Here is a 21,475-nt window from a genome sequence, read left to right as displayed (position 1 = left end):
CTGAGCTCGTCCGTCCCACGGCCTCAGACACCCAGAGCCCGCTTCATGATCTTGCCGAGGTCGTTACGGGGGAGCTCGGAGAGGTAGCGCACGGCCCGCGGCCGCTTGTGCGGGGCAAGCTGAGCAGCCACATGGTCGGCCAGCTCGGTCAGTTGCGGTCGGTGCTCCGGATCCGCCGGTACGATCCATGCCACGATCCGCTCCCCCAGGTCGGCGTCCGGCTCGCCCGTCACGGCCACGTCCCTCACACCGGGGTACTCCATCAGCGCGTTCTCGATCTCGCCCGCGCCGATCTTGTAACCGCCGCTCTTGATGAGATCGGTCGCTTTGCGGCCGACGATCCGGACGTAACCGTCCCCGTCACGGATCGCCATGTCTCCGGTGCGGAACCAGCCGTCCTCGGTGAACGCCTCCGCCGTGGCCTCGGGCCGGTTGAGGTACTCGCTGAAGAGGTTCGGGCCGCGTACCTGGATCTCACCCACGAGGTCCGGTCCCGGGCCGACGGGTACGCCCGTCTCGTCGACGAGCCGCAGCTCCACTCCGCGCAGGGGAACTCCGACGGTTCCGGCACGGGGCTCACCGTCCGCGCGCACACTGGTGTTCATCAGGGTCTCCGTCATCCCGTACCGCTCGATGACGGCCCGGCCGGTCGCCGCCGCGATCCGTCCGTGGTCCCGCGCCGGAAGCGCGGCCGATCCCGACACGAGCAGGCGCGCACCGGACAGCGCTTCGGCGAGAGCGGCGTCACCGGCCCCCGTGGACAGGGCCTCGGCGATGCGGTGGTACATGGTCGGCACCCCGAACAGCATCGTGGCTCCGGTCCTCAGCTCCCGCGTCACCCCCTCGGTGCTGAACCGCCCCAGGTGGCGCACCGATCCCCCGCGCCGCAGCGGCCCGAGGATGCCGAGGATCAGCCCGTGCACGTGGAACAGGGGCAGTGCGTGCACCAGCACGTCGGCGGCGTCCCACTTCCAGGCGTCCTGCAGCGCGTCCAGTGTGCTGGTCAGGGCTCGCCTCGGCAGGACGGCGCCCTTGGGCGGGCCGGTGGTTCCGGAGGTGTAGACGATCAGCGCGGGGTGCTCGGGACCGGGCTCAGCCGGGGGTGCGCCTGCCGGGCCCGCTTCTGCGTCGATGTTCGTACGGGGAAGTCCGTCCAGCACGGCGGGGAGTTCGTCGCCCGCTGCGGCCAGGACCCGTGACGGTGCGCTGTCGGCCACGATGTGCGCCAGTTCGCGCCCGCCGGTCCGTGGATTGAGCGGCACCGCGGGCACTCCGGCGAGGAGTGCCGCCACCACACCGACCGCGGTCTCCAGACTCGGCGTCGCCCACACGGCGACTCTGCGTTCCGTGCGCAGGGCCTCGGCGAGGGAGCCGGCCGACGCCGCGAGATCGGCGTAGGACAGGGTTCGGTCGCCGAATTGCAGGGCGGGCCTCGAACTCCTCTCGGTCAGTGCGGGGAACAGTGGTGCGGGGGCATTCACGCGTCGTACTCCAATCGATGGGCCGGCAGGAAATCGAAAGCCTCAGCCAGTGGCCTGCTGGGGGTCACCCGAATCCTGGCACCACCAGGACGAGCCACGCCGCTGCCGGCACCACGGCGACGACGACCCCGCCGTACACCATCAACTGCCTGAAGAAGCGCTCTCGGTCGACATCCGGTGCCGCGGCGAGAACGAGCGCACCGTTGGTCGAGAAGGGGCTGACGTCCACCACGGTCGCCGACACCGCCAGCGCCGCGATCATTCCGACGACCCCGATCTCTCCGAGGGCGAGGAACGGCACGGCCAGCGGGATCAGCGCGCCCATGATGCCGACCGACGAGGCGAACGCCGACACGATAGCGCCGATGTAGCACAGGAGCAGGGCGGCGAGCAGTGGCACTCCGATGCCTCCGACTCCCTCCCCGGCCCATGTGATCGTGCCCATCTCCTCGAGTACGCCGACGTAGGTAAGTACACCGCAGATGAGCAGCACGGTGGGCCAGGCGATCGCGCCGACCGCCTTTCGGCTGGTGTCCGGCCACACGGCGCTGATGAGCACGGCCAGCGTGATGGCGGTCAGACCCGCGTCCAGATCGAGGACGAGTACGGCGACGACCAGGACGAGGAGCGAGAGGAGGGTGGCTGCCCGGGGCGCGTCGAGCCGTGCGCTCCCCTCCTCCGCGGGGGGCCCGGGTGAGTCGTCGTCCCTCTCCGCAGCACGGTGCCGGGCCAGCTTCAGGCCGCCGAACAGCACGAACACCACACCGGCGATCAACAGGTTGGCGGCCAGGGAGGCGAGGAACAGCGCGATCTCGTTGCCCGGCAGGTTCTCGCGCTCCAGGATGCCGTTCACGATCGAGCCGTAGATGCTGATCGGTGAGAAACCGCCGCCCTGTGCTCCGTGCACCACCATCGCGCCCATCAGAAGCGGGCTGATGCCGTGGCGGACGGCGAAGCTCAGAGCGATCGGTGCGACGATCGCCACCGCCGCCGGGCTGACCGCGCCGATCGCCGTCAGCGCCCCAGTGATCACGAACATCACCCAGGGGATCAGAGCGATCCGTCCGCCGACCAGGCGTATGGACGCCTGCACCAGCCAGTCCGTGGTGCCGTTGGCCCGGGCGATCGCGAACAGGTAGGTGACACCCACCAGGACGACGAAGAGGTCTCCCGGGAACCCGGCGAAGATGCCGTCCGCGTCCAGGCCGGCGACCAGCTCGCCCACCGCGAACGCGGCGGCGAAGGCGAGCGCGCCCATGTTGACCGAGCGGGTGGTGGCGATCGCGAAGACCGCCACGAGTACGAGGATGGAGATGAGTTCCGGGGACATTGAGGGCTCCCGTCCTGGGCCGACCTTCATTGGACTGGTGGATGAGCCACTTGGCCTGTTGACGGCACTCAGAGTCGGGGGGTGCGGCAACAACCGTCAAGGGGGCGCGCATTGTTCGGTTCAGCCTGTGAACCACCGGGCGCTGCTAGGCTTCCGGAGCCAAGAGGGCGCGGGGGCCCTCCCGAACGGGGGCAGGGAATGTCCGACGCACTGCGGCCCGTGGGGCGTTCACGGCTGTACGAGCAAGTGCTCGACCGCCTGCGCTCCTATGCCACCGAGAGCGGTCTGGTAGCAGGCGACAGGCTCCCGCCGGAGCGCGACCTCGCTCAACGCCTCGGCGTCTCAAGGGCGTCGGTGAAGCAGGCCATCGTCGTGCTGGAGGTGCAGGGGCTCGTCGAGGTGCGGCACGGCGGCGGCACCTACCTCCTCGGAGACGGTCTGGACGCCGAGCCGGTCGACCGGCTCGTCGAGCGTCGGCGCAGGCTGCCCGATGTGCTGGAGGCACGCGAGGCGCTGGAGACGAAGCTCGCCGAACTCGCGGCGGAGCGGCGCACCGAGCAGGACCTGACCGCGCTGAGAGCAGCGCTCGCCCACATGGCAGCGGAGATCGCCGACGGCGGCCACGGCGTCGAAGGCGACCGGCGCTTCCACGCCTCGGTGACGGCGGCCGCCCACAGTGCGCTGCTCGCCGAGTTCATGCAGTCCATCGCCGACCAGATCACCGAGAGCAGGCACGAGTCCCTGCGCCAGCCCGGTCGGCCCGGCCGCTCCCTGACCCAGCACCGGGCGATCCTCGACGCCATCGAGGAACAGCGCGGCAAGGCTGCGGCCGCTGCGATGCGGCGTCATGTCCGGACCGTCGCGAAGGTGAGGCTCCTGGACTGGAACCCCGAGCCGGACCCGGCCGACGGGACACCGTGAACCGTGCCCGCCGGGCGCCATCGGATCTTCATCAAGAACTCCCTCGCCGTTGACGGAGCCCTTGACGACGTTTTGGCTGGTCAGATGACCAAAACCAGCGCAAATCGGATAACCCGCAAATTGGGTCTCCCCAACCAGCACATCGTGGGCTTAACTTATGTGTCATGACCTCCCCCCGCTCCACCTACGGCAGCGGCTACTACGCCGCGCCGTCGTTCCCCGACACCCCGATCTACGACTCCCTGGTCGCCGAGCGGGGGACCCCTCAGATCGCGCCGATCCGGGTCCCGGCCGCCTACGACACCGGGAACAGCTACCTGCCGGCCCTGCCGTCGTCGCTCCCGGCCCTGCCCGCGGCCCCGTCACAGCACACCGGGTCCTACGGCTACCCGCAGCAGGCGGCGCAGTCGCAGTACCAGAGCGCCGGAATGCAGCAGGCGCCGATGATGCAGCCTGCACAGCTGCAGCACGCGCCGGCGCCGTACATCCCGCAGCAGCCGTCGGCGCCCCGCGGCTACCAGCAGCAGCCGCAACAGCAGCAGCGTCCCGGTACGGGCTACGAGGCGATGCGTCCCGCGTCCCCCAGGCCCGCTCCCGCGCAGTCGCCGTACGAGGAGCCTTACAACCGCCCGTACCAGAGCCGGGGGTACTGACGGGGCTGCCGCCCACTGTCAGCGACGGCTGGCAGGATGAAGGCATGTCTTCTCCTGTCCTCGGCGCTGTGTACGTCCATCCGGTCAAGTCGCTGGCCGCCTGCGCGGCCGACGGGGCCGTCGTCGAGCCGTGGGGACTCGACGGCGACCGCCGCTGGATGCTGATCGACACCGGGAACAGGGTCGTCACCCAGCGTCAGCAGCCGCGCCTGGCACAGCTGTCCGCCGAGCTCCTGCCCGGTGGCGGGGTGGTCCTGTCTGCACCCGGGAGCCCGTCGCTGACGGTCGAGTTGCCCGGTCCGGACCGCACGGTCGTCGCGGAGCTGCACCGGAGCAGGGTCGAGGTGGCAGTGGCCGCGGGGGCCGCACACGCCTGGTTCGGCTCGCACCTCGGGGCAGAGGTCAGGCTCGTCCATCTCGACGCGCCGGCGCATCGCAGGCCCGTCGATCCGGAGTTCGGCCGGCCGGGCGAGACGGTCTCACTCGCCGACGGCTTTCCCTTGCTCCTCACGACGCGTGCCTCGCTGGACGCGCTCAACACATGGGTGGCGCAGGGGGACAACCCGGAGGAGGGGCCGCTGCCGATGGACCGTTTCCGGCCGAACGTGGTCGTGGACGGCGGTGCGCCCTGGGCCGAGGACAGCTGGAGACGGATCGCGATCGGGGAGGTCGCTTTCCGCCTCGTGAAGCCGTGCGGGCGCTGCGTCGTCACGACCATCGACCAGCGGACGGCGGAGCGGGGCAAGGAGCCGTTGCGCACGCTCGCCCGGCACCGCAGGGACGGGAAGCATCTGCTCTTCGGCCAGAACATGATCCCGGAGGGCACCGGCGTGATCCGGACCGGGGACCCGGTGCGGGTCCTCGGCTGACCGCGCAGACCTCGCGGAGGCATCGGAACTCGCGGTGACACGGGGCGTGTTGGCGGCATGAGGTTGCTCTCTCTTCGCCGTCCGGGAACGTAATGGTTACCCTGTCGGGTTATCACGGACAGGGAAGGGGGTGCATGACTGTGCGAGCGGTTCTCGGGATCCGGCGGTGGCGGCGCAATCCCCTGTGCCGGGCCACGGACCGTCACGAGACGTGGGTGGCCCTGGCCGCAATGCTGCTGATGCTGCTGGCGGCACCGGTCCTCGGCTGGAAGACCGGCTCACTCACGGACGGCGCACTGCAGCGGACGGTGCGGGCCCAGCACGCGCAACGCCACCTCACCGCGGCCGTGGTGGTCAGAGCGGCCTCCGGCACATCCCGCTACGCCCAGGACCCCGAGGCGGCCGTCACCGAGGGCTCCATGCGTACGTCGGTGGTGGCCGACTGGCGCGCCCCGGACGGTACGGCACGTACGGGCATCGTGTCGACGGCATCCAGGGAGACCGCTCCCGGCACCCGGATCCGGATCTGGACGGACGAGCGGGGCCACCCCGTGATGCGTCCCATGGACACCTCCACGGCCCGCACCCACGCGGTGCTCGCGGGGATCGGTGCGGCGCTGCTCGCGGCCGGTCTGACGGAGATCGCCCGCAGACTCGTCGTGTGGCGGATGATGCAAAGGCGGTACGCACGGCTCGACCGCGCCTGGGCCGAAGTCGGCCCCGACTGGGGCAGAACGGGTACGGGCAGCTGACGCGGGGTGCGCGGTTTCCCCTCGTGCTACGGCCGCGGAGGGCCCCTGGGCGGCCCGACCCGTCAACTCGCGCCCGTCGCGCGCGCTACGGTGGACCGGCCCGCCCGACTCCTCGGCAGGCGGGCCGGCGGGCTGCCGGTGAACCGGCGGCCCGTGCGGACAGGCACGAGGCAGCGCACACGGCACGAGGTGGGGGCACAGCAGCACCATGGCACAGGGCACGGTCCAGGTGACGCACACCGGCACATCGCGATGGCGGCGCCGTACGGGCGAATACGCTTCCCTCAGCGCCGCCCTTGAGGCCGCAGCGGACGGTGACGTGCTCACCATCGCACCCGGCACCTACCGGGAGAACCTCGTCGTCGACCGCGCGGTGACGCTGCGGGGCCCCGAAGGGTCCGCCGGGTCCGTACGGATCGCACCGGCCGACGGCGTACCCCTGACCGTCCGCGCGTCCGCCGTGGTCCAGGACCTCCATGTGGAGGGCCAGGACGCGGCCGCCCCCGCGCTGCTCGTCGAGGACGGCGCTCCCGAGCTGTCGGATCTGCGCATCGTGACCAGGTCGGCCGCCGGCATGGAAGTGCGGGGCGCGGCGAGGCCCACCGTGCGCCGCTGCACGGTCGACAACCCGGCCGGCGTGGGAATCGCCGTACTCGACGGCGCCGGCGGCGTGTTCGAGGAGTGCGAGATCGTGTCGGCCGGGCAGTCCGGTGTCGCGGTGCGCGACGGCGCGCACCCGCGGCTCGAGCGCTGCCGCGTGCACCACTCCTCGGGCGCGGGACTGAGCGTGACCGGGGAGGGCAGCGGCCTGGAGGCGGTCGGCTGTGAGGTGTACGAGATCAAGGGCAGCGGGGTGCAGGTCACCGCACGTGGCACCGCGCACCTCACGGACTGCACCGTGCACCGCACGTCCGCCGACGGTGTCACCCTGGACACCGACGCGGTCCTGACCCTCGCGGACTGCGACATCCACGACATCCCGGAGAACGCGGTCGACCTGCGGTCCCGTTCGGTGCTCACCCTGACCCGCTCCACCGTCCGCAGGTTCGGCCGCAACGGGCTCTCGGTCTGGGACCCGGGCACCCGTGTCGACGCCAACCAGTGCGAGATACACGACAGTACGGGCGACTACCCGGCGGTGTGGGTCAGCGACGGTGCCACGGTGATACTCGACTCGTGCCGTGTCCACGACGTGCCCGACGCCCTCTTCGTCCTCGACCGGGGCTCACGCGCGGATGTCGTGGACAGCGATCTCTCCCAGATCCGCAACACGGCGGTGTCGGTGAGCGACGGAGCCACCGCCCAGCTCGACGACTGCCGTATCCGCGAGGCGTCCACGGGAGCGTGGTTCCGCGACCACGGCAGTGGCGGCACGCTGAACAACTGCACCATCGACGCGGCGCAGACCGGGGTCATCGTGACCAAGGGCGCCGACCCGGTCATCGAGAGGTGCACGGTCACCTCACCCGCGGAGGCCGGTTTCTACGTCTCCGCCGAGGGCCGGGGCACCTTCGACAGCTGCCGGGTCACGGGGAGCGAGGGCTACGGCTTCCATGTGATGGACGGGTGCCGTTCCACCCTGACCCGGTGCAGGACCGAGCGGTGCGCACGCGGCGGCTACGAATTCGCCGACGGCTCCGGTGGGGACGGGCTCGCGGGCGGACCGGTGGCCAAGGACTGCACCAGCGACGAGAGCGGTCTGCGCGGCGCCACTCCCCCGGCCCCCGCGGTGCTGACTGCGACGCAGAGCACGCCCGGGCTGCTCGGTGCGATGCCCGGGCAGCGGACGGCGGAGCCCGCCGCAGTACCGACGGCACCCGCCGAGCCGGTGCGCGACTCGGGCGCCGTGCTGGGCGAGCTCGACGCGCTGGTCGGCCTGGACAGCGTCAAGCGCGAGGTGCGGGCGCTGACGGACATGATCGAGGTGGGCCGCCGCCGCCGGCTGGCCGGTCTGAAGGCGGCGTCGGTGCGCCGGCACCTGGTCTTCACCGGCTCCCCCGGCACGGGCAAGACGACGGTGGCGCGGCTGTACGGGGAGATCCTCGCCTCACTCGGTGTCCTGGAGCACGGTCATCTCGTGGAGGTGTCCCGGGTCGATCTGGTCGGCGAGCACATCGGGTCCACGGCCATCCGCACACAGGAGGCGTTCGACCGGGCGCGCGGCGGTGTCCTGTTCGTCGACGAGGCGTACGCCCTGTCGCCCGAGGACTCCGGCCGGGACTTCGGCCGGGAGGCCATCGACACGCTGGTGAAGCTGATGGAGGACCACCGTGACGCCGTGGTGGTGATCGTGGCCGGGTACACCCACGAGATGGAGCGCTTCCTCACCGTCAACCCCGGTGTGGCGTCCCGCTTCTCGCGGACCATCACCTTCAGCGACTACGAGCCCGAGGAGCTGCTGCGGATCGTCGGGCAGCAGAGCGACGAGCACGAGTACAGCTTGGCCGAGGGGACGGGGGAAGCGCTGCTCAAGTACTTCACGGCGCTTCCCAAGGGCCCCGCCTTCGGTAACGGCAGAACGGCCCGTCAGACCTTCGAGTCGATGGTGGAGCGGCATGCGGGCCGGGTCGCCCAGCTCGCCGAGCCGAGCACGGACGACCTGACCATGCTCTACCCGGAGGACCTTCCGGCGCTGCCCTGAGCAGCGCCGCCACGGTCCTCCGCTCCTGTGCCCGCCTGCTGGGGCACGACGGGCCCGAGCCTTTCCAGCAGTGCGGCGCGCTCGACGGCGAAGGCCGGGTCGGCCTGGTAGTCCGAGTGCCCCAGGACCGGTTCCGGCAGCGGGTGTTCGGTGGTGCGGCCGTAGACCAACGGGTCCTTCAGCGGTCCGCGGTCCACTTCGTGGCCCCGCCCCTCGTCGATCCGGACCGGGCCGCCGATCGGGTCCGTCGCACGCCAGAGGTTGCGCCAGCAGTGCACGGATTGCTGCAGCCCTTCGAGCGGGACACGGCCGAAGTAGGCCGGGAACCAGCGCCCGTAAAGACGCTCGATCGGCGAACCGTACGTGAGCAGCGCGACCCGGCGCCGGGCCGGGTCGGGGAGCTGCCACACCGCGGCGGCCGCGAGGACGCTGCCCTGGGAGTGGCCGGAGATGACGAGCCTGCCGCGGGTGGTCGCGGTCCACGCGCACATCCGGGACGAGAGGTCCGGGACGGCCCGCTCGGCGTAGCAGGGCGGCGCGAAAGGATGGGCGGCGCGCGGCCAGAACGTACCCACGTCCCAGAGGATGCCGATGGTGCGGCGGGCGGAGACGTCGCGGTAGGCACGGCGGCCCCAGGTGACGAAGAGTATGACGCCGAATCCGGTCAGCCAGGAGCCGGTCGACTGGGCCGTCTCGGCGAGCGATTCGACGAACGGGCCGGCGCCGTCCGTCGCGAGGCCGGGGACCTCGCCGGTGAGCCATGAACCGGCCACCGCTCCGGTGCCGAGCAGCAGGGTGGCGGCCGAGAGCAGCCCGAGGATCCCCGGGGCGGAGTCGGTGAGCGCGGCGGCGGCCCGGGTACGCGCGATCCGCCGGGTGCGTCCGGGCTCGGGGTGCTTCTCCTCGTACTCCGCCTCGATCGCGGGTCCCAGCAGGCGGGCGCGGCGCACGGTGCGGACCGCCAGCCAGATGACGGGCGGCAGCAGGAGGAGCAGCAGGACCGGGATGACGGAGGCCTGCCAGCTGAGGAGCACGGGTGGTCCCGCTATGTCGGCGCCCGCACCCATGCCGGGAGTTCCGGGGCCGTCGAGCCAGTCGGCCACCCGCTGGGCGACCCCTGCGGTCATCACACCGCCGAGGGCGCAGGCGAGCATGGCGACCGCGGGGCCGCCGAGACCGTGCAGGATGGTGCGCGGTTCGGGGGCTCGCCGGTACAGACTCAGGGCCACCACGGCGAGTACGACGACGAGCAGCCCCTGGCCCAGCACGAGTGTGCGGAAGGCGGCCTCGCCGGGGAGTGTGCCCGTGGACACCCAGCCGGGACGCGACCAGCCGGCGTACGCCGCCGCGCAGAGCAGCAGGGTGAGGGCGGCGCCGGGCAGGAACGTGGTGACGGCCCGGTCGATCCGGTTGTCGAGGCGTCGCTCGCTGCGGCCCCGGTGGCAGACGACCGCGACGGCCACGAGTCCGCAGAGGACCAGGCCGGCTTCGAGGAGGATGCCGGCCACCGCGGGTACGGGGCTGTCGGAGGACCTGTCGTACCGGACCGCCGAGCCGCAGACCGTGGCCGCGACGGTGAGGAAGCCGGCTGCCGTGTGCGCGGCGCGCAGCCGGGCCACCAGCCTGCGTCCGTACCAGAAGCCGGGCCTGCCGAGCGCCGGGCGGACCTGGCGGACCTGGCGGGCACCGGACCGCGTGACCGCGTCCGTGGCCTCGTCGGCGTCCACGCCCGATGCCGCACTGTCCGGTTCGCCCCAGGTCAGGGGTCGTTGTGACTCGTAGGCGCTCCAGGTGCGGTTGGACAGGTACCAGAGCAGTCCCACCAGGGCGGCGGGCACGAGCGCGGCGACGGCGAGGCGGCGTCCGGGCTGGGAGAACCACCCGTCCTGCCGGGTGGACAGGAAGCCGAGCCAGGAGCGCTGTCCGGCGCACTCGGGTGTGCCCGCGCACTGCCAGGCAACCAGGTCGAGGGCGACCTCGCAGGCAGCGGCGGTCAGCAGCACGGTCAGGCTGAGGGCGACCATGCGGACCAGGAGCCCGTAGAGCCGGACCGCCCGGTGACTCGCGTCCGCTGTGGGCCGCATCCAGTGGGCGAGGTTGACCACCATGAAGGGGAGCAGCAGCAGCCACAGGGCCCTGGCGCCGTTGCCGGAGGTGAGGTTGGACCAGCAGTAGGCCTCCGCGACCGGCCCGTCGCGGTGGCGCTCGGGGTGCTGTTCGGCTCCGACGTCCTCGGTGCGCCGGTACACGGCAGCCGTGGCGTCACCGGTGATCCTGGTCGTACGCGGATCACCGAGCATCTCCTGCGGAGTGGTTCCGCCGACTCCGTGGACGAGCAGTTCGAGTGCGGCGCCGCTGCTCTGCGCGGCCTCGGCCTGGGGGGCAGGGGGCAATGTCGGTGACTCGCTCTCTGGTCCGTACGGCTCGTGGCCGGCGGGGAGGGGCGGCTGGGATGTGGAACTGATGCGTGGTCACCACCATCGCCGACGGGAGGTGTCCGGCGCAGCGGCTCTCACCGAATCTCCCCAGTGGGACGGCCCGCGGGGGTGCGTGGGAGGATGTGGGGGTCCGCAGGACCGCTGCCGGACCGTGCGGACAGAGGGAAGGGCCGGGGCCCGGCGTTGAGCGAGAATCAGAACCTGCTCGCGGAGCAGAGGCGTGCGCTCATCCTGGATGACGTCCGCAAGCGCGGCGGGGTCAGGGTCAACGAGCTGACCCGCAAGCTGAGCGTCTCCGACATGACCATCCGCCGGGACCTGGACGCGCTGGCACGTCAGGGCGTCATCGAGAAGGTGCACGGCGGAGCGGTACCGGTCGTCGAGGCGAGCACGCACGAGCCCGGTTTCGAGGCCAAGTCGACGCTGGAACTGAGCGCCAAGGAGGACATCGCCCGCGCCGCTGCCGCGATGGCGGCGCCCGGCAGCGCGATCGCACTGTCCGGCGGCACGACCACGTTCGCGCTGGCCCGCCATCTCCTGGAGGTGCCGGGGCTGACGGTGGTGACGAACTCGGTGCGGGTCGCCGATGTGTTCCACGGCGCGCAGCGGCCGACGTCGGCCGGCGGGGCGCGGGCGGGGGCGGGGGCGGCCACGGTGGTCCTGACCGGCGGGGTGCGTACGCCTTCGGACTCGCTCGTCGGACCGGTCGCGGACCGCGCGATCGGCTCACTCCACTTCGACGTCCTGTTCCTCGGCGTCCACGGGATCTCGGTCGAGGCCGGTCTCTCCACGCCGAATCTCGCGGAGGCCGAGACGAACCGCCGTTTCGTGCGGGCGGCCAGGCGGGTCGTCGTGGTCGCCGATCACACCAAGTGGGGCACGGTGGGGCTGAGTTCGTTCGCGGCGCTCGACGAGGTCGATGCCTTCGTCACGGACGCGGGCCTGCCGGTGGCGGCCCGGCAGGAGATCGAGGAGCACCTGCCGGGACTGGTGGTGGCGGGCGGGCCGCCGGGCGAGTAGGCCGCCGCCTCTTGACACCGGCGCCTTCCGCTCAGGCGCCCGCAGGCGGGTGACGTCCTAGGATCGGGCTGTGGCCGTATTCCGCATCGAACGTTTCACTCCCCTTCCCGCCGCCGAGGCGTGGCGACGGGTGACCGACTGGGAGCGCCACGGCGGGGCCGTTCCGTTCACCTCGGTCACCGTCCCGGCGGGCCCGCCCACCCGCACCGGAACGGTCTTCGTCGCCCGTACCGGTGTGGGGCCGCTGGGTTTCGACGATCCGATGGAAGTGGTGCGGTGGACCCCGCCCGCCGCCGGCCGGGCGGGGCTGTGCCTGCTGGAGAAGCGGGGCTCCGTGGTGCGCGGACGCGCGTCGATCGACGTCTGCCCGACGGGTTCGGGCTCGCATGTGATCTGGGTCGAGGAGCTGCGCGTGAGGCTGCTGCCCCGCTGGGCCGATCCGCTGCTGGCCGGCGCCGGGCGACGGGTCTTCGGCCGGGTGCTCGGCACCCTGCTCGACGGCTGAGGGCCCTGGTGCCGCTTCCGGACTGCCGACCGGCTCAGGCGGTCCAGGTGCCGGTGGCCAGGAAGTGGTCGATCGTCTCCGTGTACGGCCTGATGTCCAGGCCCTGCTCGCTCAGCCAGTCGTCCGAGTAGTACTTGTCGAGGTAGCGGTCGCCCGGGTCGCAGAACAGCGTGACGACGCTGCCTGTACTCCCCCGCTCCACCATCTCGGACACGAGCTTGAAGGCGCTCCACAGCCCGGTGCCGGTCGAACCGCCCGCCTTGCGGCCGATGGCGCGCTCCAGCACCCGGACCGCCGCGACACTGGCCGCGTCGGGGACCTTCATCATCCGGTCGATGGCTCCGGGCACGAAGCTCGGCTCCATCCGGGGTCTGCCGATGCCCTCGATGCGGGAGCCGCAGTCGCTGGTCGCCAGCTGGTCGTGCCGGGTCCATCCGTCGAAGAAACAGGAGTTCTCGGGGTCGGGCACGCAGATGCGCGTGTCGTGCTGCATGTAGCGGACGTAGCGCCCGATGGTCGCGGAGGTTCCGCCGGTGCCGGCCGTGGCGACGATCCAGGCGGGCTCGGGGTACCGCTCCAGCCTCAACTGCTGGTAGATGGACTCGGCGATGTTGTTGTTGCCACGCCAGTCGGTGGCGCGTTCGGCATAGGTGAACTGGTCCATGTAGTGCCCGCCGGTCTCGGCCGCGAGGGCCGCCGACTCCTCGTACAGCCGGCGGGAGTCGTCGACGAAGTGGCACTGGCCACCGTGGAATTCGATCAGGCGGCACTTCTCGGGGCTGGTGGTGCGGGGCATCACCGCGACGAACGGCACGCCGATCAGCTTCGCGAAGTACGCCTCCGAGACAGCCGTCGAGCCGCTGGATGCCTCGATGACCGGCTTGCCGCGGCGGATCCACCCGTTGCAGAGCCCGTAGAGGAAGAGCGAGCGGGCGAGCCGGTGCTTGAGGCTGCCCGTCGGGTGCGTCGACTCGTCCTTGAGGTAGAGGTCGATTCCCCAGTGTTCCGGCAGCGGAAAGCGCAGGAGATGGGTGTCCGCCGAACGGTTGGCGTCCGCCTGGACCTTGCGCACCGCCTCCTTGAGCCAGCTCCGGTAGTCCGGATCGCTCCGGTCGATGTCCATGGTCTCCATGACACCACCGCCAGGTGTGTGCTCACCGGTGTCCATCAACGGTCTCCTTCGGGTGACGGCAGTGCTGCGTGGGGCCCACGATATTCCCCCCACCTGCACAAACGTTTACTTTGACGGCCCATAGCCCTTCCTTGGCCCGGGCGTCCGGGCTCCTGCGCCCCGATAGGGGGCCCGGACCCGGATCCCGGCCGGAATCGATGGTGAGACGGTCTGGCGCACGGGCCCTGTCGGCGGGCAGACTTGCAGAAGCCGGTACAAGGGGGGCGAAGTTGCCATGGCCGAGACAGAGTTCAGTGCTGCGGAATTCGGCGCGGCGGATTTCCGTGCGAGCGACGTCAGGATCCAGCGGTGGGCGCGGTCATTGACCAGGGCCGGCCAGGTGATCGTCAAGGACGGCCGGATCGCGCTGCTGACGAGCAACGGGCGGGAGATCGCCAGCGCCCCTGTGACGGCGGTGAGCGCCGGGAGGCCCTGGTTCCCGGCCGCCGACTCGGCGGTCGCGCGCATCAACGGGGTGCGCTACCGGCTGACCATGGGCCAGCGCAACCGCAGGCCCGGCGGAGCCGCACCGGTCCGCAGATTCCTGGAGGTGCTGCGGGGTGCCGCTGGACGGCGTAACTGACGCTACGGCCCGGTACGGACACCGCGAGTTGCGGAGCCTCGCCCCCTGCGTCACGCTGTTCACACGTCACTGATGGTGCACCGGCGGTGACAGCGGAAGCGCCCCCGCCGGAAGCCACGCAGGGCGGACCACGCATGACCAGAAACAGCAGTCAGCCATCTGCTGGATCCGTTCCTTCGTCTTCTTCCGGACCTATTTCGGGGAGTCGCAGCCGTGATCAGCGAGCCAAGCAGGCACTGCGCGGTGGAGCTCAAAGCCCTGCCGTCGCGGATCGGTCAGGTCCGCAGAATCATTTCGGCGCAACTGCGCTACTGGCATCTCGATCCTCTGATCGACCATGCGGCGCTCGGTGTCACCGAACTGCTGACCAACGTCCACCGGCACGCGCAGCCGGACAAGTCATGCACCGTCGAGATCGAGCTGCTGCTCGACCGGCTGACGGTCTCCGTCCACGACCACGACCCCCGGCTGCCGACCGTGTGCGACGCCGACTCGTCCGCCACCTCCGGGCGCGGACTGGCGATGATCGCCGCGGTCAGCGAGAGCTGGGGCGTACGGCCGAGTGACGACTCGGGGAAGGTCATCTGGTTCACCCTGGCCGCACCGTCGTTCACCACCGCCGCCCTGCACCCTCTCCCCGTGTACGGGTCGACGACCGACGGCCCGTTCGGCGCGGGCGTCACGGGGCTCATGGAGCCGACGGCGGCACGGACGCGAGCCCGGTCGGCCGTCGTCGGCTGACGCGATCGGGTCGCGCACAGCGCACCGGAGCGCGGCGGCGGTCCATGATCGGCGCGCTCCGGCCTCACGCACGGCGTCACCGGTCCTGCGTGGACGTTCGCGCCGCCCGTCGGCCGTGCTCGCCCTCGGCGGGTCAGGCCAGCGCGGCCAGCGGGTCGTCGAGTACGGGCTGCCAGGCCAGTTCGGCCGCGCCCACCAGGCTGTTGTGGTTCAGCGTGCAGGACAGGATCGGCACGCTGCCGCTGCGGCCCCAGAGACTGCGGTCGGCGACCACGGCCCGCAGCCGTTCGGGGTCGGCCTCCAGGAGGTCTCGGTGCAGTCCGCCCAGGATGATCCGGTCCGGGTTGAGGATGTTGACCAGCCCGGCGAGACCGAGGCCGAGCCGGTCGATCAGTTCCTCGGCGGCGGCCCGCACATCGGGGTCGCCGTACTCCGTGCGCAGCAGGTCGCCGGACTGCTTGAGCAGCGACTCCTCGGGGCCGGGCTCCCGGCGGGCCGCGGTGAGGAAGGCGAGGGGGTCGGTCTCCACGTCGAGGCAGCCTCGTCCGCCGCAGTGGCAGGGGCGGCCCTCGGGGTTCACCGTGAGATGCCCGACCTCCAGGGCCAGGCCCGAACTCCCGCTGTGCAGGCGGCCGTCCAGGACGAGGGCGCCGCCCACCCCCCGGTGGCCGGTGGCGACGCAGAGCAGGTGCTGGGCACCACGCCCGGCGCCGTGCCGGTGTTCGGCAAGGGCGGCGAGGTTGACGTCGTTGCCCGTGAACGCGGGGCCGGTGATACCCGCCGCGCGTACACAGGCGGAGAAGATCTCCCGGACCGGAGCACCCGCCGGCCAGGCGATGTGCAGCGGGTTGAGCGCCGTCCCCTCGGGTTCGGCCACGGCGGAGGGCACGGCGAGCCCCGCGCCGACACAGCGCAGCCCACTCTCGCGAAGGAGCCGGGCCCCTGCCTCGACGACCTCTCCGAGGACCTGGGCCGGATCGGCCATGACGGCGACGCAGCCGGGCGCGGTGGCCACGGTCCTGCCTCCGAGCCCCACGAGCGCGGCACGGAAGCCGTCGGAGTGCACCTGGGCGGCAAGGGCCACGGGCCCGCCGTCCCGGACGGAGAGCCGGTGGGAGGGGCGGCCCTGCGAACCGGCGGCGGAGCCCGGGCTGGAGTCGACCCTGATCAGTCCGAGCGCTTCGAGCTCCGCGGCCACCGCGCCGGCGGTGGCACGGGTGACGCCGAGTTCGGAGGTCAGTACCGCACGGGTGGGAGCGCGTCCGGTGTGCACGAGCTCCAGTGCGGGCCCGAGCGCGCTGCGGCCCCTCTCCAACTTCGTCCGCGTGGTGGTCGACTTGCCGTTCATGGGGGCGAGTCTCCCATGGTCCGGAGCCGTTGCCGACGCTCCGGCAACACGCACGGTTCATCGGCCGGCCACCGGGACGACCGTCTTGCGCGCGTCGCCGGAAGACCTCTATGCTCACTTTGTGCCGCAACTAAACAAACTGCGGACGGCCCTGCCGGGGGGAACTGGCGGAAACACCGCCCCACCCTCCTACAACCGCCTCCGTACCGCGCTGACCGTGTTCTTCGCCCTCGACGGCTTCCTTTTCGCGGGATGGGTGGTCCGCATTCCGGCCATCAAGCACCAGACCGGGGCGACAGCCTCCACCCTCGGGCTGGCCCTGCTGGGCGTCTCGGCGGGGGCGGTGATCACCATGATGCTCACCGGCTCCCTCTGCCGCCGCTACGGCAGCCACGCCGTCACCGTGGTGTGCGGCGTACTGCTGTCGCTGAGCATCGCCCTCCCCGCACAGACGGGTTCGGTCGTCGCCCTGGGCCTCGTACTGCTGGTCTTCGGTGCCGCGTACGGCGGCATGAACGTGGCCATGAACAGCGCCGCTGTCGATCTCGTCACCGCGATGCGCCGCCCGGTCATGCCGAGCTTCCACGCCGCGTTCAGCTTCGGGGGCATGACGGGCGCGGGGCTGGGCGGGCTGGTAGCCGGCAGCCTCTCGCCCGCGACGCACCTCTTCGCCCTCGCCGGCGTCGGACTCCTCGTCACCGCGGCCACCGGCCCCGTACTGCTGGGGGGCAGGACCGCAGCCGCGCACCCCGCGGAAGAGCAGGAAGCGGGCAGCCGTGAGCAGCCGCGGAGGATGGGCGCGCACACCCGCCGCATCGTGGTCCTGTTCGGTGTCATCGCCCTCTGCACGGCGTACGGCGAGGGCGCCCTGGCCGAGTGGGGCGCCCTGCACCTCACCCAGGACCTGCACGCGGATCCCGGACTCGCCGCCGCCGGGTACTCGCTGTTCGCACTCACGATGGCCGTCGGCAGGCTCACCGGCACCAAGCTCCTCGAACGGTTCGGGCAGACCCGCACCCTCGTGGCCGGAGGGATGACCGCCGGCGTCGGGATGCTGTTCGGCGCGCTCGCGCCGACCGTGTGGCTCACCCTGCTCGGCTTCGCCGTGGCAGGCCTCGGCCTCGCCAACATATTTCCGGTCGCCGTCGGCCGTGCGGGGGCACTGGCAGGCCCGAGCGGAGTGGCCGCCGCGTCCACCCTCGGATACGGCGGGATGCTCCTGGGGCCCCCGGTGATCGGCTTCCTCGCGGACTGGTCCTCCCTCCCGGTGGCTCTCACCACGGTGACGCTGCTCGCCGCCGTGGCAGCGGTTCTGGGCTACGCGGCCCGCAACGCCACGAACACCTGAACGATTGAGTAGTCGTACTCAGGCGCCCACAGCCTCCCCGGCGCACGATGGGAGTACCAACCATTCAGGGGGAGCGGGACATGAGCCACCAGGTGACGGGCAAGCAGCAGCTGCGTACGGCGGCACGGCTGACCTTCGGCAACACGGCTTCGCGGATCTACCTCGGCCTCGTGCTGGCGGTCGCGCTGTTCGTCGCGGTGGACACGCTGTTCGTGTCCCATGACGACGCCTCGTTCGCCGGTGTCTGGCTGTTCTTCCTCACCGCGCCGACCGTGTTCGTCTTCCTTCTCGGCAGCTCGATGACCGGTGCGGACGCCGGAGGCCCCATCTGGTTCGTCTATCTCGCGCTGATCGTGTCGGTGCTTGTGCAGGCCTTTGCGCTGGGCTGGTTCTCCCGGCTGCTCCGGGGCACCCACCGGGGCCGTTCGGCGCGCCCGCAGGGCGCCTGACGCGCTTCGGCACGGTCGGCGGCGTGGACATGACGGAGCATCTGGATGCCTGGTCACGGAAGGCCGCGTACTGGCCCCCGCCGCCCGAGGGGCGGGGCCGGAGGCAATGGCCCTGACCGGCTCCGGGTGGCCGCGCCGTGGCCGTCCGCCTCCCGCTCGGTCGCGTGTGGTCCGGGGCGGCGTCCTTGCCGCCACCCATCGCCACTGTGACACTTCGAACATGTCACCACGCACTCAGGCGGAGCGGGACGCCGTGACCGTCGAGATCGGCTACGCCCTGGTCAGCGGGGTCCTGGTGGCCGCGGCCACGTTCGCCGGGGTCCTCCTCCCCGCCCTGCTCCTGGAACTTCCGGCCCGCGCCGAACACATGCTGTTCCGGGTCGGGGCCGTCCTGGGGGCGCTGGTGTTCGCCGTCCGGGTCATGCATGTGCTGTGGCGATTCCCCCGCCGGGCCGAGGAGCGGCGCCTGCCGCCCGTCCAGCCGGGCCCGCCGGGGCGCACGGGCCCTGACTCGTAGGCGCGTAAGCCGGGTTGTGCCGCACCCAGCCCAGCCGTGTCCGCCCCCGCCTCAGCGCCCCGCGCCGGCGGACCGGCCGTCCAGCAGACCCGTCGAGCGCCCGAGTTCGTGAACAGCGCGCCGGAAGAGGAGTTCGCGCGCCTCGACCAGCCGGTCGAACTGACCGAAGATCTCGAAGGAGATCAGCCCGAAGAGCTGGGCCCACGCGCCGACCAGGGCCACCACGACCCCCGGCGGAAGATCGTCGGCGAGATCGGCGGCCATCCGCTCGGCCTCGGGGCGCAGTTCGGCGGTGAGCGGGGGGACCGCGAGGCCCTCGGCGAGGTAGGCCTCGCGCACGAGGCCGATGAGGACCAGGCCCACACGGGAGGCGGGGCCGACGGTGTCCTGCGGGGCGGTGTAGCCGGGGACGGGCGAGCCGTAGATCAGTGCGTATTCGTGCGGGTGGGCGAGAGCCCAGTCCCGCACGGCGCAGGCGACCGCGACCCAGCGGGCGGGATACGGGCCCGGGGTGTCACCGGCTTTCGGGAGGGCCGCCTCCGCGGCTTCTCCCACCGCGTCGTAGGAGTCGACGATGAGGGCCGTCAGCAGGTCGTCACGGCTCGGGAAGTAGCGGTAGAGCGCGGAGGAGACCATGCCGAGCTCGCGGGCCACGGCACGCAGGGAGAGCTTCGCGGCGCCCTCCGCGGCAAGCTGCTTCCTGGCCTCGTCCTTGATCGCCGCCGTGACCTCGATGCGGGCGCGTTCCCTGGCTCCTCGAATGGTGCTCATGGGATCAGTCTGCCACGCGATCGGAGCACTGACCAGAAACGAGAGCACTGCTCTTGCTTTCGAGCACCATGCCCGTGCACACTGATCTCAAGCGAGAGCACTGCTCTCTCAACGGTGGGAGTCACCATGACGCAGCAGCAGCCGTACTACCTCCGGGCCAACGCCTTCGCGCAGCGGATGAACAGTGTCATCGGCTGGCTCGCGCGCCACGGCGTCAGCCTCCTCGGCTCCGCCGAGATGTCGGTGAGGGGCCGAAAGAGCGGCCGGATGCAGCGCATCCCCGTGAACCCCCACCACCACGACGGCGCGCAGTACCTGGTCTCCGCCCGCGGCCACTCCCAGTGGGTGCGCAACATGCGCGCGGCCGGAGGCGGGGACCTGAAGGTGGGCCGGAAGGTCCGCACCTTCACCGCTGTGGAGATCGCGGACGACGAGCAGAAGGCGCGGATCGTGCGCGCCTATCTGAAGCGCTGGGGCTGGGAGGTCAACCAGTACTTCCAGGGCGTCACGGCCAGGTCGACCGATGCCGAGCTCCTGGCCGCGTGCCCCGACCACCCCGTCTTCCGGATCACGGTCGAGAGCTGACCCTGTCCGCCCCCTGACGGTCCATCGCGTGAAGTGCCCGCTGGGCCAGTGGGTGCGAGCGGACCAGCTCTGCCAGTGAGGTCGTCCCCCGGGTGACTCCCGCGAACGCGTTCCAGGCGGGGCGGAAGCCGGTCAGCACCGCGTGCAGGACCCCCGGGCGCCGCTCGAAGAGCCTGAGCATGCGACGACCGACGCTCATCTCCACACCGAGTCCGGCCTTGATCGCGAACGCGTAGTTGAGCGCCTGCCTCCGGGCATCGACCGCGTCGTGCGACTCCGCGATCCGCACCGCCCACTCGCCCGCGAGCCGCCCGGACCGCAGGGCGAAGGAAATACCCTCCCTGGTCCAGGGTTCCAGCAGACCGGCCGCGTCGCCGCAGACCACCACACGTCCGCGGGAGAGCGGCGAGTCGTCGCTGCGGCACCGGGTCAGATGGCCGGAGGAGACAGTCGGTTCGAACCCGGCGAGACCCAGGCGGCCGACGAAGTCCTCCAGATACCTCTTGGTCCCCGCGCCGTCGCCGCGCGCAGAGATGACGCCGACGGTCAGGGTGTCCCCCTTGGGGAAGACCCAGCCGTAACTTCCGGGCATCGGACCCCAGTCGATGAGTACCCGTCCCGCCCAGTCCTCGGCGACCGTCTCCGGAACGGGAATCTCGGCCTCGAGTCCGAGGTCCACCTGGTCGAGCTTCACGCCGACGTGCGCCCCTATGCGGCCCGCGCTGCCGTCCGCGCCGACGACGGCCCTGGCCAGCACCGTCTCACCGCCGGCCAGCACCACGGCGACCGTGCGCCGGTCGGGCACGGCGGTACCGTGCTGCTCCACCCGTGTCACCGCCGCACCCGTGCGCAGCTCGGCGCCCGCCTTCTGGGCCTCCTCCACCAGGCCGGCGTCGAACTCCGGCCGGTTGATCAGGCCGAAGAGCATGCGCCTGGACCTGCGGGTACGTGACAGCTTCCCGTTGAGCGAGAAGGTGACGGCGTGGATCCGGTCCTTCAGGGGCAGTTCGAACCCGGGGGGCAGGGAATCCCGCGAGAACCCGATGATTCCGCCGCCGCACGTCTTGTAGCGGGGGATCTCCGCTTTCTCCAGCAACAGCACCCGGCGGCCCGCGACGGCAGCCGCGTACGCCGCGGAGGCTCCGGCCGGGCCTGCACCGACCACGACGACGTCCCACACCGAGGACTCCTGCGGTTTGGACGACGACTCATCCGGCTCACGTCCGGCGTCTGCGTTCTCGCTGCTCACGATGTGCTTCTGCTCCCGATCCGACCAGTGGCCCCAACTGCTCACGGCATCCTACGGCGCGCCGCGGCGGAACTCCGCTGTGGGAGGATCAGCTATGAATTCG

20 protein-coding genes are annotated in these 21,475 nt (G+C 71.6%); 13 read left to right on the top strand and 7 right to left on the bottom strand.

The features are described from left to right. Positions 1–23: 23 nt before the first annotated feature. Both BFF76_RS17010 and BFF76_RS17005 read right to left on the bottom strand, forming a co-directional pair. Positions 24–1,481: an acyl-CoA synthetase gene (locus BFF76_RS17010; RefSeq protein WP_065848532.1), complete on the bottom strand. Its 1,458-nt coding sequence runs from the start codon at positions 1,479–1,481 to the stop codon at positions 24–26. Positions 1,482–1,545: 64 nt separating this feature from the next. Further along, on the bottom strand, positions 1,546–2,811 hold the full coding sequence (locus BFF76_RS17005; RefSeq protein ID WP_053930003.1) for an SLC13 family permease: 1,266 nt from the start codon (positions 2,809–2,811) through the stop codon (positions 1,546–1,548). Between the two features lie 198 nt (positions 2,812–3,009). On the opposite strand from BFF76_RS17005, the gene BFF76_RS17000 reads away from it, so the two are divergent. The 5 genes from BFF76_RS17000 to BFF76_RS16980 all read left to right on the top strand — a co-directional run bounded on the left by BFF76_RS17000 (position 3,010) and on the right by BFF76_RS16980 (position 8,647). Beyond that, positions 3,010–3,732: a FadR/GntR family transcriptional regulator gene (locus tag BFF76_RS17000; protein ID WP_031096762.1), complete on the top strand. Its 723-nt coding sequence runs from the start codon at positions 3,010–3,012 to the stop codon at positions 3,730–3,732. 164 nt (positions 3,733–3,896) lie between these two features. Next, positions 3,897–4,385 carry a DUF6643 family protein gene (locus BFF76_RS16995; RefSeq protein WP_053930001.1) on the top strand — a complete coding sequence of 163 codons (489 nt, stop codon included), beginning with the start codon at positions 3,897–3,899 and terminating at the stop codon, positions 4,383–4,385. Positions 4,386–4,429: 44 nt separating this feature from the next. After that, positions 4,430–5,254: an MOSC domain-containing protein gene (locus tag BFF76_RS16990; protein WP_031096766.1), complete on the top strand. Its 825-nt coding sequence runs from the start codon at positions 4,430–4,432 to the stop codon at positions 5,252–5,254. Positions 5,255–5,388: 134 nt separating this feature from the next. Beyond that, positions 5,389–6,006: an Rv1733c family protein gene (locus BFF76_RS16985; protein WP_053929999.1), complete on the top strand. Its 618-nt coding sequence runs from the start codon at positions 5,389–5,391 to the stop codon at positions 6,004–6,006. A 208-nt stretch (positions 6,007–6,214) separates the two neighbouring features. Further along, positions 6,215–8,647, top strand: a complete 2,433-nt coding sequence (locus BFF76_RS16980) for a right-handed parallel beta-helix repeat-containing protein (protein ID WP_053929998.1) — start codon at positions 6,215–6,217, stop codon at positions 8,645–8,647. On the opposite strand, the gene BFF76_RS16975 is transcribed toward BFF76_RS16980, so the two are convergent. After that, positions 8,617–11,040: a hypothetical protein gene (locus BFF76_RS16975; RefSeq protein WP_065848531.1), complete on the bottom strand. Its 2,424-nt coding sequence runs from the start codon at positions 11,038–11,040 to the stop codon at positions 8,617–8,619. The two genes, BFF76_RS16980 and BFF76_RS16975, sit on opposite strands and share 31 nt — an antisense overlap. Positions 11,041–11,268: 228 nt before the next feature. Between BFF76_RS16975 and BFF76_RS16970 the strand changes: the two genes are divergently transcribed. Both BFF76_RS16970 and BFF76_RS16965 read left to right on the top strand, forming a co-directional pair. Beyond that, a complete protein-coding gene (locus BFF76_RS16970; protein ID WP_065848530.1) occupies positions 11,269–12,105 on the top strand; it encodes a DeoR/GlpR family DNA-binding transcription regulator in 837 nt (278 codons plus the stop codon). A 70-nt stretch (positions 12,106–12,175) separates the two neighbouring features. After that, the gene (locus BFF76_RS16965; RefSeq protein WP_065848529.1) at positions 12,176–12,610 is read left to right on the top strand and encodes an SRPBCC family protein; all 435 of its coding nucleotides are present in this window, start codon (positions 12,176–12,178) and stop codon (positions 12,608–12,610) included. Positions 12,611–12,644: 34 nt separating this feature from the next. Here the strand turns inward: BFF76_RS16965 and cds1 are convergent, their stop codons facing one another. Next, positions 12,645–13,778 carry an L-cysteine desulfhydrase Cds1 gene (gene cds1, locus BFF76_RS16960; protein ID WP_053929996.1) on the bottom strand — a complete coding sequence of 378 codons (1,134 nt, stop codon included), beginning with the start codon at positions 13,776–13,778 and terminating at the stop codon, positions 12,645–12,647. Between the two features lie 238 nt (positions 13,779–14,016). On the opposite strand from cds1, the gene BFF76_RS16955 reads away from it, so the two are divergent. Continuing rightward, positions 14,017–14,364, top strand: a complete 348-nt coding sequence (locus tag BFF76_RS16955) for a hypothetical protein (protein ID WP_031096780.1) — start codon at positions 14,017–14,019, stop codon at positions 14,362–14,364. A 213-nt stretch (positions 14,365–14,577) separates the two neighbouring features. Then, positions 14,578–15,105 carry an ATP-binding protein gene (locus tag BFF76_RS16950; RefSeq protein WP_031096782.1) on the top strand — a complete coding sequence of 176 codons (528 nt, stop codon included), beginning with the start codon at positions 14,578–14,580 and terminating at the stop codon, positions 15,103–15,105. A 133-nt stretch (positions 15,106–15,238) separates the two neighbouring features. Here the strand turns inward: BFF76_RS16950 and BFF76_RS16945 are convergent, their stop codons facing one another. After that, the gene (locus tag BFF76_RS16945; protein WP_031096783.1) at positions 15,239–16,453 is read right to left on the bottom strand and encodes an ROK family protein; all 1,215 of its coding nucleotides are present in this window, start codon (positions 16,451–16,453) and stop codon (positions 15,239–15,241) included. Positions 16,454–16,574: 121 nt separating this feature from the next. Between BFF76_RS16945 and BFF76_RS16940 the strand changes: the two genes are divergently transcribed. The 3 genes from BFF76_RS16940 to BFF76_RS16930 all read left to right on the top strand — a co-directional run bounded on the left by BFF76_RS16940 (position 16,575) and on the right by BFF76_RS16930 (position 18,767). Further along, a complete protein-coding gene (locus BFF76_RS16940) occupies positions 16,575–17,801 on the top strand; it encodes an MFS transporter (protein ID WP_078958893.1) in 1,227 nt (408 codons plus the stop codon). 80 nt (positions 17,802–17,881) lie between these two features. Beyond that, positions 17,882–18,250 (top strand): SCO4225 family membrane protein, encoded by a 369-nt coding sequence (locus BFF76_RS16935; protein ID WP_031096787.1) that lies wholly within the window; start codon positions 17,882–17,884, stop codon positions 18,248–18,250. A gap of 220 nt (positions 18,251–18,470) precedes the next feature. Continuing rightward, the gene (locus BFF76_RS16930) at positions 18,471–18,767 is read left to right on the top strand and encodes a DUF6332 family protein (RefSeq protein ID WP_031096789.1); all 297 of its coding nucleotides are present in this window, start codon (positions 18,471–18,473) and stop codon (positions 18,765–18,767) included. 51 nt (positions 18,768–18,818) lie between these two features. Here BFF76_RS16930 and BFF76_RS16925 read toward each other — a convergent pair whose 3' ends face one another. Further along, positions 18,819–19,538, bottom strand: a complete 720-nt coding sequence (locus tag BFF76_RS16925) for a TetR/AcrR family transcriptional regulator (protein WP_031096792.1) — start codon at positions 19,536–19,538, stop codon at positions 18,819–18,821. A gap of 126 nt (positions 19,539–19,664) precedes the next feature. Here BFF76_RS16925 and BFF76_RS16920 point away from each other — a divergent pair, with 126 nt between their 5' ends. Continuing rightward, on the top strand, positions 19,665–20,123 hold the full coding sequence (locus BFF76_RS16920; RefSeq protein WP_065848528.1) for a nitroreductase family deazaflavin-dependent oxidoreductase: 459 nt from the start codon (positions 19,665–19,667) through the stop codon (positions 20,121–20,123). On the opposite strand, the gene BFF76_RS16915 is transcribed toward BFF76_RS16920, so the two are convergent. Next, positions 20,107–21,372 carry a geranylgeranyl reductase family protein gene (locus tag BFF76_RS16915; protein WP_031096795.1) on the bottom strand — a complete coding sequence of 422 codons (1,266 nt, stop codon included), beginning with the start codon at positions 21,370–21,372 and terminating at the stop codon, positions 20,107–20,109. The genes BFF76_RS16920 and BFF76_RS16915 overlap by 17 nt on opposite strands. Positions 21,373–21,475 lie beyond the last annotated feature (103 nt).

Source organism: Streptomyces mutomycini (assembly GCF_001700505.1).
GTDB classification, from domain to species: domain Bacteria; phylum Actinomycetota; class Actinomycetes; order Streptomycetales; family Streptomycetaceae; genus Streptomyces; species Streptomyces mutomycini.
The sequence above is the reverse complement of the archived record's forward strand: the minus strand, read 5'-3'. Positions and strand labels throughout refer to the sequence as shown.

Excerpts from the sequence above, each read along its gene's own strand:
- BFF76_RS16990 (WP_031096766.1), top strand. The coding sequence starts at position 4,430 with ATGTCTTCTCCTGTCCTCGGCGCTGTGTACGTCCATCCGGTCAAGTCG.
- BFF76_RS17005 (WP_053930003.1), bottom strand. The coding sequence starts at position 2,811 with ATGTCCCCGGAACTCATCTCCATCCTCGTACTCGTGGCGGTCTTCGCG.
- BFF76_RS16945 (WP_031096783.1), bottom strand. The coding sequence starts at position 16,453 with ATGAACGGCAAGTCGACCACCACGCGGACGAAGTTGGAGAGGGGCCGC.
- BFF76_RS16925 (WP_031096792.1), bottom strand. The coding sequence starts at position 19,538 with ATGAGCACCATTCGAGGAGCCAGGGAACGCGCCCGCATCGAGGTCACG.
- BFF76_RS17000 (WP_031096762.1), top strand. The coding sequence starts at position 3,010 with ATGTCCGACGCACTGCGGCCCGTGGGGCGTTCACGGCTGTACGAGCAA.
- BFF76_RS16935 (WP_031096787.1), top strand. The coding sequence starts at position 17,882 with ATGAGCCACCAGGTGACGGGCAAGCAGCAGCTGCGTACGGCGGCACGG.
- BFF76_RS16955 (WP_031096780.1), top strand. The coding sequence starts at position 14,017 with ATGGCCGAGACAGAGTTCAGTGCTGCGGAATTCGGCGCGGCGGATTTC.
- BFF76_RS16985 (WP_053929999.1), top strand. The coding sequence starts at position 5,389 with ATGACTGTGCGAGCGGTTCTCGGGATCCGGCGGTGGCGGCGCAATCCC.
- BFF76_RS16920 (WP_065848528.1), top strand. The coding sequence starts at position 19,665 with ATGACGCAGCAGCAGCCGTACTACCTCCGGGCCAACGCCTTCGCGCAG.
- cds1 (WP_053929996.1), bottom strand. The coding sequence starts at position 13,778 with ATGGACACCGGTGAGCACACACCTGGCGGTGGTGTCATGGAGACCATG.
- BFF76_RS16980 (WP_053929998.1), top strand. The coding sequence starts at position 6,215 with ATGGCACAGGGCACGGTCCAGGTGACGCACACCGGCACATCGCGATGG.
- BFF76_RS16930 (WP_031096789.1), top strand. The coding sequence starts at position 18,471 with ATGTCACCACGCACTCAGGCGGAGCGGGACGCCGTGACCGTCGAGATC.
- BFF76_RS16995 (WP_053930001.1), top strand. The coding sequence starts at position 3,897 with ATGACCTCCCCCCGCTCCACCTACGGCAGCGGCTACTACGCCGCGCCG.